The sequence below is a fragment of the Paenilisteria rustica genome (assembly GCF_013820765.1).
GTDB lineage: Bacteria > Bacillota > Bacilli > Lactobacillales > Listeriaceae > Listeria_A > Listeria_A rustica.
Genome location: NZ_JABJVM010000001.1, coordinates 73678 through 90975 on the forward strand (window position 1 = coordinate 73678; position 17298 = coordinate 90975).

Annotated in this window: 13 protein-coding genes and 1 riboswitch; of the genes, 8 read left to right on the forward strand and 5 right to left on the reverse strand. The window is 40.6% G+C overall.

The genetic code is table 11. The annotated features are described in order from the left end of the window. Nucleotides 1-80 precede the first annotated feature (80 nt). From HPK16_RS00345 to HPK16_RS00365, 5 genes are all read left to right on the forward strand, one after another. The gene (locus HPK16_RS00345) at nt 81-488 is read left to right on the forward strand and encodes a DUF2177 family protein (protein WP_181675041.1); all 408 of its coding nucleotides are present in this window, start codon (nt 81-83) and stop codon (nt 486-488) included. 17 nt (nt 489-505) lie between these two features. Next, a complete protein-coding gene (locus HPK16_RS00350) occupies nt 506-2287 on the forward strand; it encodes a DAK2 domain-containing protein (protein ID WP_181675042.1) in 1782 nt (593 codons plus the stop codon). A gap of 1 nt (nt 2288) precedes the next feature. Beyond that, nucleotides 2289-3068, forward strand: coding sequence for a DUF1295 domain-containing protein (locus HPK16_RS00355; RefSeq protein WP_181675043.1), 780 nt, complete (start codon nt 2289-2291; stop codon nt 3066-3068). A 127-nt stretch (nt 3069-3195) separates the two neighbouring features. Further along, nucleotides 3196-3837 carry a DUF5105 domain-containing protein gene (locus HPK16_RS00360; RefSeq protein ID WP_181675044.1) on the forward strand — a complete coding sequence of 214 codons (642 nt, stop codon included), beginning with the start codon at nt 3196-3198 and terminating at the stop codon, nt 3835-3837. A gap of 144 nt (nt 3838-3981) precedes the next feature. Next, on the forward strand, nt 3982-4623 hold the full coding sequence (locus HPK16_RS00365; protein ID WP_181675045.1) for a DUF5105 domain-containing protein: 642 nt from the start codon (nt 3982-3984) through the stop codon (nt 4621-4623). A 250-nt stretch (nt 4624-4873) separates the two neighbouring features. On the opposite strand, the gene HPK16_RS00370 is transcribed toward HPK16_RS00365, so the two are convergent. Then, nucleotides 4874-5506: an NAD(P)-dependent oxidoreductase gene (locus HPK16_RS00370; RefSeq protein WP_181675046.1), complete on the reverse strand. Its 633-nt coding sequence runs from the start codon at nt 5504-5506 to the stop codon at nt 4874-4876. 152 nt (nt 5507-5658) lie between these two features. Next, a complete protein-coding gene (gene rarD, locus HPK16_RS00375; protein ID WP_181675047.1) occupies nt 5659-6567 on the reverse strand; it encodes an EamA family transporter RarD in 909 nt (302 codons plus the stop codon). A gap of 142 nt (nt 6568-6709) precedes the next feature. Here rarD and HPK16_RS00380 point away from each other — a divergent pair, with 142 nt between their 5' ends. Further along, nucleotides 6710-7378, forward strand: coding sequence for a DUF1129 family protein (locus HPK16_RS00380; protein ID WP_181675048.1), 669 nt, complete (start codon nt 6710-6712; stop codon nt 7376-7378). A gap of 557 nt (nt 7379-7935) precedes the next feature. Here HPK16_RS00380 and HPK16_RS00385 read toward each other — a convergent pair. Together HPK16_RS00385 and HPK16_RS00390 are read right to left on the reverse strand one after the other, a co-directional pair. Further along, nucleotides 7936-8466, reverse strand: coding sequence for a YceI family protein (locus tag HPK16_RS00385; protein WP_181675049.1), 531 nt, complete (start codon nt 8464-8466; stop codon nt 7936-7938). A gap of 46 nt (nt 8467-8512) precedes the next feature. Then, a complete protein-coding gene (locus HPK16_RS00390) occupies nt 8513-8953 on the reverse strand; it encodes a MarR family winged helix-turn-helix transcriptional regulator (RefSeq protein ID WP_220132208.1) in 441 nt (146 codons plus the stop codon). Nucleotides 8954-9145: 192 nt separating this feature from the next. Between HPK16_RS00390 and HPK16_RS00395 the strand changes: the two genes are divergently transcribed. Next, the gene (locus HPK16_RS00395; RefSeq protein WP_181675051.1) at nt 9146-9604 is read left to right on the forward strand and encodes a MarR family transcriptional regulator; all 459 of its coding nucleotides are present in this window, start codon (nt 9146-9148) and stop codon (nt 9602-9604) included. 386 nt (nt 9605-9990) lie between these two features. Beyond that, a complete protein-coding gene (locus HPK16_RS00400) occupies nt 9991-15387 on the forward strand; it encodes an LPXTG cell wall anchor domain-containing protein (protein ID WP_181675052.1) in 5397 nt (1798 codons plus the stop codon). A 124-nt stretch (nt 15388-15511) separates the two neighbouring features. On the opposite strand, the gene HPK16_RS00405 is transcribed toward HPK16_RS00400, so the two are convergent. Then, nucleotides 15512-16993: an amino acid permease gene (locus tag HPK16_RS00405; RefSeq protein ID WP_484549369.1), complete on the reverse strand. Its 1482-nt coding sequence runs from the start codon at nt 16991-16993 to the stop codon at nt 15512-15514. Between the two features lie 107 nt (nt 16994-17100). Further along, nucleotides 17101-17293, reverse strand: a riboswitch (Lysine riboswitch). Between the last annotated feature and the right edge of the window lie 5 nt (nt 17294-17298).

Below are 17298 nucleotides of genomic sequence, written 5' to 3' on the forward strand. Positions count from 1 at the left end.
AAAAATAGCTAAAATTACTACTTCATTGCTATAATTTGAACTTAGAACGGGTAAAGGAAAGCATGGAGGGGGGATTCACGATGATTTATTTTGCGAAGCTTGCCGGAATTGCCTTTGTTGTCTTTTTAGTAATTGACGCTGTGTGGTTAGGGCTCATTGCCAAGAATTTGTATAAGCAGTATTTGGGCGATTTGATGGCGGCGAACATGCGATTTGGCGCGGCACTTTTATTTTATGTTTTGTTTGTGGGTGGAATGGTCTTTTTTGTTATTGAGCCAGCGCTTGCCAAAGACAGTCTCCAGTTTGCGATTTTTGCAGGAGCTTTTTTAGGATTGCTCTGTTATGCGACCTATGATTTAACGAACTTGGCGACGCTAAAAGATTGGCCGGTACTTGTTACGGTGATTGATTTAGGATGGGGCGCATTTATTACAGCAGCAACGTCGGGCATTGTATTTTGGTTGGCGAAAGTATGGGGAATTTCTTGAAGGTGGGGACTAGAACTATGACGGATTTTTTGGATAGTAAAAAATTGTATCATGCCTTTCTGGGCGGCGCTAAGGCAGTTATTGATGCAAAGGATGGACTGAATGCAATCAATGTTTTTCCGGTGGCCGATGGGGATACGGGAAGTAACCTTGCGTCGACAATGTTATCGATTGTGGAAGAGTCGAAAATAGCAGTATCAGCAAAAGAGACGCTTTATACGATTTCAGAGGCAGCTTTATTTGGTGCTCGTGGGAACTCGGGAATTATTTTTGCGCAATATGTTAATGGTATGCATTTTCATTTATCGGATGATAAGCATGTTTCGTTGGGATGTTTTGCGAGTAGTGTTTCGGGCGGGGCTGATTATGCGTACAATGCGATGGGAAATCCGGTGGAAGGTACGATGATTACGGTGATTCGGGCGTGGTCAGAGGCGATTGCGCAGGCGAAGGATCATGGGACTACTTTTCAAGAGGTGTTGGTACATGCTTTGCAACAAGCTAAAGCGGCTTTGGATAGTACGCCAAATATGTTGCGCGTTTTGCGGGATAATGGAGTTGTAGATGCTGGTGCGAAGGGCTTTTTCACATTTGTTGAAGGGTTTACATCGGTGATTAATGATAAGACGTATGTGGCGGAGGTGGAGCATTTACCGCGTTTGGTGAGTGGGGATGCTTTGGATCAAGCGCCAGTATTTCGCTATTGCACGGAGGTTTTGCTGCAAGGTGAGGGGCTGGATGCGGACAAGATTCGAATGGGATTATCGTCGTTTGGTGATTCGCTGATTGTCGCGGGGACGGATACGAAAATTCGGGTACATATTCATACGGATGAGCCGCGCTTGGTTTGTGCTTATTTGGCTGATTATGGCATGATGGTGCAACAGAAAGTGGACGATATGCAAAATCAGTTTGACGTGATTCATCATCGGAAATATCGCATTGCGTTGGTGACGGATTCGGTGGCGGATTTGCCGCAACGTGTGATGGAGGAATATCAGATTCAAGTGATTCCGCTGCACATAACGCTTGCGGAGAATGATTATTTGGATAAAGTCACGATGGATACAGGGACTTTGTTTCAGCGTTTAGAGGGCATTGACGCGTATCCGACTTCTTCTCAACCCAGTGTGAAAGCGGTCGCGAATCAGCTATCATTTTTGGCAGATCATTATGAGCACGTGCTGATTTTGACTGTATCTGGGAAATTAAGCGGCACGTACGAAACGGTGAAAAAGGCGGCGGCTGGTGTTTCGCCGGATATCGTGGTGCTGGATACGCGGCAAAATTCGGGTGCACAAGGATTGCTCGTGAAGGCGGCAGCGGAACAAATTGCGCTCGGAAAAACATTTGCGGAAGTGCAGTCGTTCGTGACGCAAAGCATTTCGCACACGAAGATTTTTGTTAGCGTACCAAATTTGGATGCGATGATTCGGTCGGGGCGCCTCGGTGAAAAAGGTGGCGCGATTGGGAATACGTTGCGTTTGAAGCCTGTTGTTTCGCTGTCTGATACGGGGGCTGGGACGGTGAGCGATGTTGCGTTTAGTTTGCCTAATAGCACGAAGAAGATCGCGGCGCGCGTGAAGAGAATGCTTGCACGTAATCAGGTTGCTGAATACGCGATTGTCCATGCAGACACGCCAGAACGAGCGGCGGAATATGAGGCGTTGTTTACGGATATGATCGGGAAGTCGCCTGCCTACGTGATGGAGATTTCGTCGATTATTGCGATGAGCGCTGGGAAAGGCTGCGTGGCAATTGCGATTCGAATGCAGTTAGATGATGGGGAGGAAATATAAGATGGTATATTGGATAGCAGGCTTATTATTATGGATTTACTTCACAATATTGTTCCTTTGGGCGCAAAAATTAAAAAACAACTCGATTGTAGATTTAGCGTGGGGACCAGGATTCGTTATCGTCGCGCTATATACATTTTTTTTCGGCGGCGAGATGACGACGCAAGGTTTGATTGTAACCATTTTCGTTTTTATTTGGGGTATGCGACTGTTTCTACACTTGGCGAATCGAAATATCGGGAAACCAGAGGATTATCGTTACGTGAATATGCGTAAACGTTGGGGGACTCATTTTGCTAAATTGAAAGCGTATTTGAATGTTTTTATTCTGCAAGGGGTATTGCTTTATATTATTAGCTTGCCAATCCTGCTTGTGAATACCACATCGGCGGACGCACTCGTATGGTGGAATTATGTAGGTATTGCGGTTTGGCTTATTGGCTTCTTTTTCGAAGTCGTTGGAGACGAACAACTACGCCGTTTCAAAAAGAATCCAGAAAATAAAGGAAAACTCATCATGACAGGACTTTGGAAATACACACGTCATCCAAATTATTTTGGCGAGGCGCTGAGTTGGTGGGGAATTTTTCTAGTAAGCATCACTGGTGTAGTAAGTCTATGGGGCATTATTGGTCCCGTCATTATCACATTGTTACTTTTATTCGTATCAGGTGTGCCGTTGCTCGAAAAGAAATATAAGGACCGCCCTGACTTTCAGGCTTATGCCAAGCGTACTTCTAAATTTATTCCAAACATTCCGAAGAAGGGAAACTACCAGTAAAAGCTTATACAATTATAGCCTTTTATGTATTCTTTGTGACGGTATTGCCTAAGCTCTTGTAATTGAACCGGATTCCTTTAGAATAAGATAGGAATAGAAAAAGGTTGATACAATGAGGAGTGTAAGCATGAGAAAAAAATTTGTTACAATGTTCGTGGTTGTTTTGACAGCTGCGATTACCCTAAGTGCATGTGGAAGTAGTAATGCTGTAGAGCCAAAAGAAGCGGCAAATATCGCTGTGAATACGATTATCTTCAATAAAGATGTCGAGAAGTACAAAGATACGTTTGGTAAAAGTGCCACAGATTTACAAAAAAATAATAAAGATACGTTCATAAAAAGATTTGCAGCTACCTTGAAAATAACAGACGGTAGTATGAATGATGACATAGGTGGTTTATACGATGCCTATACAAAGCGCGCCAAAGAAGTAACAAAGTATACATCTAAGGTTACAAACACAGATGCGAAAAAGCCGACTGTTGAAATTTCTGTAAATGGCCTTGATATGGCAAGCATGCAGGCAGAAAGGTTGGCCGACTTTAAAGCAAAAGTGAAGGCAGATCCATCGATTGGAAAAGATAAAAATAAATCGGCCAAAGCAGTCATTGAAGGTTATAAAACAGCGATTCCAAAAGCAAAAGCTTCTAAAAAAGCGGTGCAAGTAAAACTGAATTTAGAAGCTAACAAAGAACAATGGAAGATAAAAGATGGTGAAAATTTTGCAAACAATTTGTATCGCGCATTTTTTACTAGTACGGCGCAATAGCAAATGTAGCGTGATTATTTCCTAGACAACGTATAAGTAAAAATTATTATTTGATATATTTTCGACTAAATACTTGTAATCTGTTGGGAATCCTTTAAAATAGGAAGAGTATGAAAATAAGGTTGGGAAAAAGGAGTGTATCACATGAAGAAAAAGTTAGCTTTAATGCTTGTCGTTGTTTTAACAGCTGCAATTACCCTAGCTGCATGTGGAAGTAGCGCTGTGGAGCCGAAAGAAGCCGCAGATATCGCTGTCAACACAATTATCTACAATAAAGATACAGATAAGTTCGAGGACGTATTTGGTGAAGATGCGAAGAACTTAGAAAAAGAAATCAAAACTGGTTTCAAAAAAGGGTTTACAAGTAGCCTAAATATTACAGATGGTAGTATCGATGATGAGGTTGATAAATTATACGATACATTTGCCAAACGCGTAAAAGAAGTAACAAAATATACAACAAAAGTTACAAACGATGACAAAGACAAACCAACTGTTGAAATTTCTGTAAACGGTCTTGATATGACAGGCGTGCAAGCAGAAATGACAACCGCTTTACAAGCTAAAGTAAAAGCTGATCCATCGATTCAAACCGATGCGAAAAAAGCGGCTACTGCCATGCTTGACGTTTATCAAGAAACCATTGCAAAAGCAAAAGTTTCTACTAAAGCTGTTAAAGTGAAAATGAATCTAGAAGCGAACAAAGATCAGTGGAAAATTAAAGATGCAGACAAGTTTGCACAAAATCTTTATTTAGCGTTCTTCACTGGAACGGTTCAGTCTTAAGATTTGAAGCGAAAAAGGAAGAGGTTGAGACAAAACTCAAGATAAGGCAAAAGCGCCCTCCCATTTCTTCGGGTAGGACGAAAAATTTTGCTTTAAACAAATCGAGCGAAAGCGTTTGTATTCAGGGGATTTGGTGGAAGCCGGAAGCGGAGCATACTGGTGTATGTGAGAGCCGGAAGTCCGCCAAATCCCCTGAATGCGAACGCTTGTCGCCGATTTATTTGGGTTATGTCCCATCCTCTTCCTTTTTTTATTGTTGTCCCACTGTGAAACGAGCGCGCACATGTTTGGCATTTTCTGCTTCGTCGACAAGGGCAATTGCATAGTCTTCCATGCTGATGTAGCTATTACCATTTGCATCGACAATGAGTTCGTCGGTTCCTGTTGTATAAGTACCTGTACGCTTGCCTGGCTCGAATAATCCAGCAGGGCTAATAAACGTCCAATCAAACGTCGCATCTGATTTTAAGTGGTCTAATTGAATCGTTTGTGCAGCTCCTGTCGCGTAGTAGGGAGCTTCTTTGAATGATGGGGTATCTAGAACGCGTGTCCCTTTATCGTCTACTAGTGAGCTTGCTGCACCACCGACAACGATTAGGCGAGGCTTTGTGGTTCCGTTTAATTCAGTAATCAGGTGGTCGATTGATTTCCAATGATTCTCTGATGCTTCGATAGGTGCGCTAAAAGCATCCACTAGGACGTCAAAAGTAGCGACATCTTCTTTCGTAAGGCTGAAAATATCTTTTTCAATTGTTGGAATTGATTTATCCTCTAATTTGCTAGCGTTGCGAATGATTGCTGTTACCTCATGCCCGCGATTTTTAGCCTCCGTCAATATGCGTGAACCTGTGCGCCCTGTTGCTCCGATAATACCAATTTTCATAATAAATGACCTCCTCATGATTATGTTGTAACTATTGTTGTTACAACGATTGATTTTAGTATACCGATAATCTTGCTAAATGTAAAGTATAAAGTTTTGCAGTCATAAAAAAGAGGCAAGAAGTCGTTGCTAGACCTTGCCTCTTTACGATATTAAGATTGGGTTGCTTTTTTCATTTTTTGTGCGATGAAGACGTGCGAGATGGTGAAAATAAGCAGCGCGGCCCAGATGAATAGGAATGCGATGAATTGTGTGCTGTCGAAGGCTTCGTGGAATACAAAGACGCCTAGGATTAGCATCAGTGTTGGGCCGACGTATTGGATGAAGCCAAGCATGATATAGGAAATTTGTCTCGCACTTGTTGCGAAGAGGAGCAGTGGAATCGCTGTAACGACGCCGGCTCCGAAAAGAACGAGATTCGTATCCAAGCCGAATTGCATGAACGCATCTTGCGCGAAAAATAATAAAAAGATCAGCGCGAATGGTGTCATAATCAGCGTTTCAATCGTTAATCCGCCCCACGCGCTGATTGGAACTAATTTCTTAATGAGCCCGTAAAGCCCGAATGTGACAGCCATTGAAATCGCGGCCCAAGGAAAAACGCCTTGATGAATCGCTAAAATAAGAACGCCGATCGCGGCAGACAGGACGGCTAACATTTCGCCACGGCTTAGTTTTTCTTTTAAAAAGACTGTTGCGAGTAGGACATTCACCAGTGGATTAATATAATAACCGAGGCTCGCGCTAATCACGTGACCATCATTGACCGTGAAAATAAAAATAAACCAGTTTGCCGTAATTAGAATGGAGGCAATAGAAATGGCTATAATTAATTTGGGGCGTTTGAAAATCGAGATGATTTCTACCCACACCTCTTTTGTTTTGCCGAGAATTGCGATAATCGCAATCATAAATACGAACGACCAAATAATGCGGTATGCTAGAATCTCACTAGCCGGGACATCTCCAGCCATTTTCCAATATAGCGGTAATACTCCCCAGATGATATAAGCCCCAACAGCAGCTAATATCCCTAACGTTTTCTCTTTTTCTGCATGCATGTTCTCACCTTTTCTATTACAAAATAATAGAACCATTGTAACACATATTTGGGGATGAAAAGTCGGAAATCAAGTATAAGTTGCTGAAATATTTTTTTTCGCATATGATAGTGAGAGGACAAATGGGAGAAGGTGTGTGATTATGCTGACGAAAAAGCAATTGATTGATGAGAAAAGAGGACAATTAACGCCTGATAAACAAGCGTATATGAAGACGGTGGAATGGGTAATTGCTGCGGAGAAAAATGTGTCAGAGCAGGAGAAAGATGCTTTTGTGTTAGAAGCGATAGAACAACTAGCAGCATCAGAAAAAGCAGATCCCGCGCAGGTTCTAGGGATGGATGCAACAGCTTACGGTAGGCAATTGACGAAACAAAAGGCGGGGCAATCGCCAAATACAAAGACGGATTATACGAGTCAGATTCCGTTGTTTGTTTTGATAGGAATCTTGGCCATGAGTCTCTTTTTAGTCGTTATGGGGATTATTGGACTGGTCACTAAAGATAGCATTATTTATGCAGGGACATTTGTATTGACCGTTTTGATGGTTTTTATTTGTATCGTGTGTATTTTAATAGGCGGGTACATACTGTGGAAGCATTATTCGGTCACAGAATCAAAATCAATGGCAGCCTACTTTTTAATAGGCAGTGGTATTGTCGTTATGTATGTTTTTGTACTTGTATTCTTGTTGATGATTTTGCCAGACTTAGGCCCCGTAATGAGCGGCGGTGCTTTGCTTGAATTGATACTAGGCGTTGGAGGATTTATGACAGCAGCACTCGTATGGAAAAAAATCCAGAAAAAATAAAAGGTGAAGTTAGGGTACTCATAAATATTTAGAAAAGGAGATAAATCATATGCGTCTTTCATTAATTGTACATATATTCGGAAGCATAATATTTTTTCTATTCTTAAGCTATATGACAATCACAAAAGCAGATAAAAGCCTTATACTCTTATCATTAGGAGCCATGATATATTTCATATTGATGACATTAATTATCTATCGAAATTACAAAAAAAAGCAAGTGACACTAACAAACAAAAAGCGCACTTATACACCCTAAATAAAGTGGTACCCATGTCAAGGACGCTTGTAAAAAAAGAATTAAGCACTTGCTAGAAGATGGTTTCTGTATTGTACAGGAGCCATTTTTTTGAGGTTCTATTGATAGCGATAATTATTATAGTAAATCATATAGTAGTCTATTGGATTTTGGCGTTCGAGAATAGTTTTTGCTCATGATTGATTCCTTTATGGCGGAGTTATTGCTTTATTTGAGTATACAAAAAATACCTATAGAACGCACTTCTTTTTTGAAATGTCCATTCTATAGGTACTATTGTATTAACTCACCTTTTGTATTATTTGGAGACTTCGATTTGTATGTTGAGTTTCACTTCGTCGCCAATAAGTACGCCGCCAGTTTCGAGCACTGCATTGTAGTTTAAGCCAAAGTCTTTGCGATTGAATTTGCCTGTTCCTTCAAAGCCTGCAACCATATTTCCGGACATTGGATCTTTACTTGTGCCTTCATATTCTACATTTAGTGTAATTGGTTTTGTAACGTCGCGAACGGTCAAATCACCAGTTACTTTGTATTCGTTACCGCCATCTGCCACGATGTTTGTCGATTTAAAAGTAATCGATGGATAGTTTTCTACATCGAAGAAATCTGGGCTCTTCAAATGACCATCACGTGCTTCTTGGCGTGTATCGATAGACGCCGCGTCCACAGTGAATGTCAGGCTAGCTGTTGTTAAGTCTTCGGGGTTAAGTGTTAAATCAGCGCTGAAATCTTTGAAAGCACCTTTTACTTTAGATACCATCATGTGTTTTACTTGAAACTCGATTGAACTGTGTGCTGGGTCTACATTCCATTTTTCTACTGTCATTTTAAAATTCCTCCAATTAATATAGTTTTTTTGGTTGGCGCCATCTTCATTTTGTTCGCCAGTGGGACTCGGCGTTTAGTCCGATTGTTTTTAGCCGCATTATTAATGTTTCCTTCTCTTCCTCATCTAAAACATGGAGTTGTTCGATTATCAATGTTTCAAACTTTGGAAATAGGTTGCTGATAAAAGTTGTGCCTTGTTCGGTTAGCTCGGCATAAACGATACGGCGATCGTTCGGGTCTGTCGTGCGAACTAAGTATTGCTTCTTTTCAAGCTTTGTAACCATGTACGTTGTGTTGCCGTTTGAAATCAAATTTTTCTGACCAATTGCTTGAAGTTGTTGTGGTCCAAGATGATAAATCTGCTCTAAAACACCGAATTCACTTGGTGTAATACCATGTTCCTCAACCAATCTAGCCGTAAGTTTTTGAATCCAACCTGCTGATCTAAGCAAAACGGTAAACAATTTCAAATCGACATTGTCCAAGGAAACCACCTCGCTTCATCAAAATGTTTTAATATCGAAATATCTTACAAACAAATAATAACATACTTATAAAAAGTAAGTCAAGTGATTTAGAAAAAAATTTTAAAAAAAGTGGATTTCGTTAAGTTTATGTAAAGATCATTGTGTATAATAGAAAGTAGCGTAAAATAGAAGAGGAAGAGGTGATGATAGATGGAATTGAGTGAAGATAGAGTAAATAAAGTGCGGGATGTGCTGGGATCATACTGGGCGATTAACCGAATTACAGCGAAACACGCCGAGCAGAACGCGCTGAGTCTAGGCTTGTCGTTACAACAAATGGCGATACTTAATATTTTATATGGACGCCCGGAATCAACGGTAGATGACTTAAAGAAGAAACTATTCACATCGACAGAAGTCATTTCGGCTAATGTAGACGGCTTAGTCCACGCGAGACTAGTCGAAAAAATGAATACCGAGTTCGTGGAAAACGCAGATGCGTGGCGCTTGCAGTTAACGGAAAAAGGTAAGGAAATGTCTGAGCGCTCGACGCAAAACGCCTTTGCATATAAAGCGATGATGAAAGCATTGGATGAAATAGACGACGAGGACATAGATAAACTAATTGAGATTAACCGCAAAATCGAAGGGTTATTAAAGGCAGACTAAGAACGACTTCAAAACGTAGCTATCGAAGACGCCAAACCTCAGTGCGCCGGGCATCTATGTATCTCTCGGCGCACTGAAGAATGAGATCGATGATGGAGATATCAATAAGCGAATTGAGATTACCAGCAAATCGAAAGTTTATAGAAATAGATTAAAAAGTCGCTCATTAAGAAAAAATTGCATAGTCAAAAAGGATTTCTTTTTATGGGAAATCTTTTTTTTGTATAAAAATAGTGCATATCTTAGCCATTAGAAGCAAAATTTTCCGTAACATACATATATAATATTAATTGTAAAAAAATAAACATAGTTAATTAATGTTATTTTTATAATAAGGATGGGTATAACAAAGCTTAAGGGGAAAAAAATAAGTGGAGGTTAGTATTATGAGAGTGAAAAAGCGTATCAAGAAGGGGATATCTATATTATCTATCACGACATTAGTAGCAGGTCTTATTTTTTCTACTGAGGCATTTTCAAACATAGCTGTGAAAGAGGATAGAGCCGCAGCGGCTGTAAACCCAGATGTTATAACAATTGTAAATGGAGATATGGAGACACCTAGAGTCCCAACTCCAGCACCCCATTGGAAACTTTTTGCTCAGTCTGCGGTACCTGGCTGGGAGACTACTGCAACGGATGGTTTGATTGAGTTTCAAGCACAAGGATTTATTGGAACTGGCGCAATACCACCAATGAATGCTGCTTCAGGGACACAGTGGGCAGAATTAAATGCAAATGAAGTAGCCGCTTTATATCAAGATATACCAACTACTCCTGGTGTCAAGGTAAGATGGCAAGTTTATCATCGCGGTTTATATGGTGTTGATAAAGCTGTTGTAGAATTCGGCCCTCCAAGTGGTACCATGGTCAAACAAGTAGACCTATCTACAAATCACGCAGCGTGGAGATTATACAAAGGAACTTACACGATCCCTGCTGGGCAAACAACAACACGCTTTCAGTTCCGATCTGTAAGCTCATCCACGGGAGATGTTGCTAGAGGTAATTCTCTAGATAAGGTTTTATTCTCTTCGCAATCGATTCTGACAGTTGGGGGGACGTTTGTCGCGCCCAATATAAAGGTAGGGAAGACTGTAGACTATAATGTTAATGTGAGCAATTCAGGAGGCATGTCCTCGGAAAATAATACAATTAAAGTGAAAATCCCAACAGAGATGTCATACACACCTGGTAGCCTATCCTCAGCCGACGCAGATATTACAGATGAGCAATACGATTCGACTACTGGAACACTGACAATTACATTAGGACCACTGGCAAAAGACGCATCTGCAGGTATTACAGTCCCACTAACAGCGATTGCGGTTGCGGATGAAGCTATGCCAGAACTAAGTGCGACGTATAATGATGAAGGGTTTACAGATTCAATATATACAGCAGAAACATCAGGGGGCTCAATTGTCATCGGAACCAACGATCCACCCGTAATAAGTGGGGACTCGGTTACTAAATTGAATGTGGAGTCTGTTTTTAATCCCTTGAGCACCATGCAATCTACAGATACGGAAGACGGTGATATAACAGAAAATATAATAATAAAAAGTAATAACGTAAATGTCAATCAGGCGGGGACATATTCCGTGGTTTATGAAGTAACAGATAGCGATGGGAACAAAACTACATTTACACGATCAGTTGTGGTAGTAGGCGGGCCTATTTTTACAGGAGCAAGCTCAATAGAGGTGAACCCCAATAGTGTATTTGATCCACTAGGTGATATTACGGCGGACGATAAAGAAGATGGCGATGTGACAGGTGATATCCAGATTCTTAGCAATAACGTAGATACAGGCATACCAGGAACATATGAAGTTATCTTTGAGGTTACAGATAGTGATGGTAATAAAACAAGCTTTAAACGTGAAGTTGTTGTAACAGAAGCGCCTGCTATTACAGGATCAAGTTCGTTAGAGTTGAATCCAAATAGTGTATTTGATCCATTGGTAGATATTGCATCAAGTGATAAAGAAGATGGTGATTTAACAGGTGTTGTTCAAGTAATTACCAATAATGTAGATACGAGTATTCCTGGAACGTATGAGGTGACATATGAAGTGACGGATAGTGATGGAAATAAGGCGGATTTTAAACGAACGGTAGTTGTAACCGCAGCGCCAGTAATTACAGGGGATGCGACAACAATGCTAAATCCGAATGCAATATTTGATCCAATGAGTACACTTCAAGCCTCGGATAATGAAGATGGCTATTTGACAGGAGATATTCAAATTGTAAGTAATAATGTAGATACTAGCAAACCAGGAACATATGAGGTCGTGTATGAAGTAACAGATAGCAATGGAAATAAAACAAGTTTTACGCGAACAGTTATCGTTTTGGAGGCGCCGGTTATTATGGGTGAAAGCATTACTAAGGTAAACCCAAATAGTGTATTTGATCCGTTGAGCACGATGCAGGCAATGGATAAAGAAGACGGTGATGTGACCGCAGACATAAAGGTCACATATAATGATGTAAATACTAATTCGCCTGGCAACTATTCTGTTATGTATGAGGTGACAGATAGTGATGGAAATACATCGACATTTACACGAACGGTTATTGTGACAGAAGTTCCAGTTATAACTGGTGAGAGTAATACAGAAATAAATCCGAATAGCATGTTTGATCCGCTGAGTACAATTCAAGCGATGGATAAAGAAGATGATGACCTAACTGCAAGTGTTGTAGTAACATACAATGATGTAAATACAAGCGTGTCTGGAAATTACTCTGTAACATATGAAGTGACAGATAGCGATGGAAATAAAGCAACATTTACACGTACAGTTGTTGTCACAGAGAGTCCTGTTATTTTAGGAGATTCCTCGGTAGAAGTAAATCCAAATAGCGTATTCGATCCATTAGCTGATATTACAGCAAAGGATAAGGAAGATGGAGATGTCACAGGAGATATTCAAGTTGTCAGTAATAATGTAAATACAGGAATACCTGGGACCTATGAAGTGTTGTATGAAGTAACGGACAGTGATGGAAATAAATCGACATTTATACGAACGGTTACTGTGACAGAAGTACCGGTCATTAATGGTGCTAATGTCGTAGAAGTGAATCCGAACAGCGTGTTTGACGTACTAGCAGATATTACAGCGAATGACAAAGAAGATGGGGATATTACGGACGACATTCAGATTATTAGTAATAATCTGAATACGAGTGTACCTGGAACCTATGAGGTCGTGTATGAAGTAACCGATTCGGATGGTAACAAAATAAACTTTACGCGTACCGTTATTGTAACAGAAATGCCTGTCATTACAGGGGATAGTATTGTGAAAGCGAATCCGAATAGTATTTTTAATCCACTAGATAATATTATGTCAAATGATAAAGAGGATGGAGATATTACGGGGGATATACAGGTGATAAGTAACAATGTGGATACCTCTAAACCAGGAACATATAGAGTAGAGTATGAAGTAACGGATAGTGATGGGAACAAGGCGAGGTTCGAACGAAATGTTATCGTGACAGAAGCTCCAATTATTACGGGAGACAGTTCTATAGAAGTAAATCCAGACAGTATTTTTAACCCACTTTTGGGACTGACTGGCACAGATAATGAAGATGGTGATTTGACAGCTGCGATTCAAGTTATTAGTAATAATGTGGATACGAGTACACCAGGTGCTTATGAAGTAAACTATGAAGTCATTGATCTAGATGGTAACAAAGCAAGTTTTACACGAACGGTAGTTGTAACTGAGAAGCCCGTTATTACTGGGAATAGCTCCATTGAAGTATCACCAAATAGTGTGTTTAATCCATGGGCAGATATTAATGCACAAGACAAAGAAGATGGAACAATAACGGAATCAATTCAGGTAGTTAATAATAATGTGGATACTAGCGTGCCAGGGACGTATGAAGTGGTGTACGAGGTAACAGATAGTGATGGAAATACATCGACATTTACGCGTACGGTTACTGTGACAGAAGCCCCAATCATTACAGGCGAGGTCTCTACAGAGGTGAATCCAAATAGCGTATTTGATCCAATGAGTACGATTCAAGCGACAGATAAAGAAGATGGAGATGTGACTTTAAATGTAGTAATAACATACAATGATGTGGATACGAGTGAGCCAGGCACTTATTCTGTCATGTATGAAGTGACAGATAGTGACGGAAATACAGATACCTTCACTCGGGAGGTCATCGTTACTGAAAAACCAGCATTTGTTGGCGATGCTACAATTAGTATAAATCCAGATAGTGTATTCGTTCCTTTGGATAATATTAGTGCAACGGATAAAGAAGATGGTGCATTATCGGGTATCCAAGTAGTTAGTAACAATGTGGATACAGGTGTTCCTGGAAACTATGAAGTAGTATATGAGGTTACTGATAGTGATGGTAATAAAACAACCTTTACACGTACTGTAGTTGTGACTGAAAAACCATTTCTTACAGGAGAGACAAAAACCAAAGTCTATCCAAACAGTATTTTTAATCCAATGACAACGATGGAGGCAATGGATAAAGAAGATGGTGATATTACAGATGACATCATAGTAGTGAGTAACAATGTGGATACAAGCCTACCTGGGCTCTATGAAGTAGTGTATCAAGTCACTGATAGTGATGGTAATACAGTATCCTTTACTCGACAAATAGAAGTACCAAATGTGCCAAAGTTTATTGGCAAAGCTCAACTCAAACTATATCCTAATGCACCATTTAATCCTTTGGACAGTATTGAAGCATCGGATTTAGAGGATGGTACCCTGACAGCTGATATCAAGGTCATTAGTAATGATGTTGATACGAGTAAACCTGGTAGCTATGAAGTAGTATATGAGGTCACCGATAGCGATGGTAATAAGACAAGATTTACTCGTGTTGTCGTAGTACCCAATATACCAATATTTAGTGGGGAATCGAATGTCAAAGTATACCCTAATGCTATGTTCGATCCTATGGATGATATTGTGGCTAATGATTTAGAAGATGGTGATGTGACAAGTGGAATCAAAGTGATTAGCGATAATGTTGATACAAGCATACCTGGGACATATGAGGTAGTGTATGAGGTTACTGATAGTGATGGTAATACGGCAAGGTTTACTCGAATTATAGAAGTTCAAAATATACCGTTATTTAGTGGGAAAAGGAGTTTGAGATTGAACCCAGGGGATAATTTCCGTCCACTAGAAGGTATTGCTGCGGTGGATGTAGAAGATGGTGATGTCACAGATGAAATTAAAGTTGTAAGCGACGATGTGGATGTAAATAAATCTGGAGACTATGAGGCAAGGTATGAAGTAACTGATACAGATGGAAATGAGGCAACATTTACTCGTGCAATTACAGTAACAGAGGCACCAGTAATAAGTGGTGCAGAAAACCTGACGATTCCGTTAGGGGCAACATTTAATGCGATGGAAGATATTTCAGCATTAGATAAAGAGGATGGCGTTATTACTTCGGAAGTAAACGTGACTTCCAACAATGTGAACACCAGAATGCCGGGCGAATATAAAGTAACTTATGAGGTGACGGATAAAGACGGCAACATGGCTGAAGCAACTCGTAATGTTACTGTAGAACCGTTAGTAGGTGTTACGGATGCAGGTATGAATAATCTGGATGATGCCATAGTTTCGACAAAAATAAATACTGATTATGAAATGCCTGGAACGTTACCAAGTACAGGAGATAGTCATTCACAGGATACACTTTTATGGGGAATTATACTATCAGTGGCAAGTGTCCTTATATTGAGAAGGAGAAAGTAGGGAAGAATATAAGAGGGACTTAGTTCAAACAAGTTCTCAAAAAAAAGCAGAGACCTTTGTATATAGCCATTTATTAAAATGGAATATACGAGGGCCCTGCTTTTTTGTTACTTAGACGTTAATTTTATTTCTTGTTTTCATAAGAATGTTCGTCGAAAGAACATTCTTCAAGTGGGATGACTTTTGATTTTTTCGTGTATTTATAAATGAGCCAAAATGCTAAGAAAATTGGGAGTCCAATGTAGGAAATTCCGATTTTCTGCCACCATTGTGGGTTTGTAATATCTGGATGTAGGAAGGCATTGTAATCTTGCCCAACGATAACTAAGAGACATAGTACTAGCGCTAGAATAGGACCGAATGGGAAGAATTTTGCCTTATATTTCAGGTCATCTAAGTTCAGACCTTGTTTCACATAGGCGCGTCGGAAACGATAGTGACTAATCGCAATACCAACCCAGGCAATGAAACCAGTTAGACCGGATGCGCTGAGGAGCCATGTATAGATAACGGCACCATTGTCGCTTAAAGTCGTGATAAACGTCATCGCACCAACAATTGTTGTCAAAATAAGTGCTGCCATCGGAATACCGCGACGGTTTACTTTGGATAGGAATTTCGGTGCTTTTCCGTCTTTTGCCATCGACCATAGCATCCGAGTGGAAGCGTAAAGTCCTGAGTTACCAGCGGATAATACGGATGTTAAGATAACCGCGTTCATTACGGAGGCAGCAACAGCAAGTCCAGCTTTTTCGAAAACGAGCGTGAACGGGCTGATTGCAACGTCTGTCGCTTCGCCGCCAAGCAGGTTTGGACTAGTGTAAGGAATAATCATCCCGATAATGAAAATCGCAAAAATATAGAAAAGCAGGATACGCCAGAAAACTTGTTTAATCGCTTTTGGCACGCTTTTTTCAGGCGTTGCGCTCTCACCGGCTGCAATACCTACGAGCTCTGTTCCCTGGAAAGAGAATCCGGCGAGTAGGAAGGTCCCGAGAATGGCGAAGAAGCCACCTTTAAATGGTGCATCACCCATCGTGAAGTTTTCAAAACCGATGAAATGTCCACCGAGAATCCCAAGAATAGTTAGGACACCGATGATTAAAAAGACAATGACAGTGACTACTTTGATGATGGAGAACCAATATTCTGATTCGCCGTAAGCTTTGACGGACAGGGCGTTTAAGCCGAATATGAGTAATAGGAATACGGCGCTCCAAAGCCAAGCCGGTGCATCTGGATACCAAAATTGAATAATAAGTGCGGCAGTCGAAATATCAACGGCAAGTGTAATCGCCCAGTTGAACCAGTAGTTCCAGCCGAGTGCGAATCCAAAAGCTGGATCGACAAAGCGGGAGGCATACGTACTAAAGGAACCAGAGACAGGCATGTATGTTGCCATTTCCCCAAGGCTCGTCATTAAAAAGTAAACCATTAAGCCAATCGCAGCATAAGCGACAAGTGCGCCCCCAGGTCCTGCTACTGCTATGGCATTTCCACTCGCTAGGAATAATCCCGTTCCAATCGAGCCCCCAATGGCAATCATCGATAAATGACGCGTTTTTAAATCTCTCCGAATGTGACCTTGTTGCTGTTCTTTTTTCACAAGTAAAACTCCCTTTCTGCTCTTTTTGAAAATTGAGGTTTTGGGAACAAAAAAACCGATCCCGTGTGCAACTTTAGAGATCAGTCTATAGATACCAACATCAAAAAGCGTTAGATAGCACATCCGTTTCGTCAAGCTAATGGCAAAAACGGCAGTCCTGTTTCTTTCGATAACAGTCCCAGCTAAAGAGCAGTCATAAACCTGTCTTCACTTCGGCGAGCATCCTTTTCGCGGGGAATCATCAGTGTTTTATGCACCTCGTCACCGTTACTTGTGAATTTCGCAACCTCTACCTCACCGTTTGG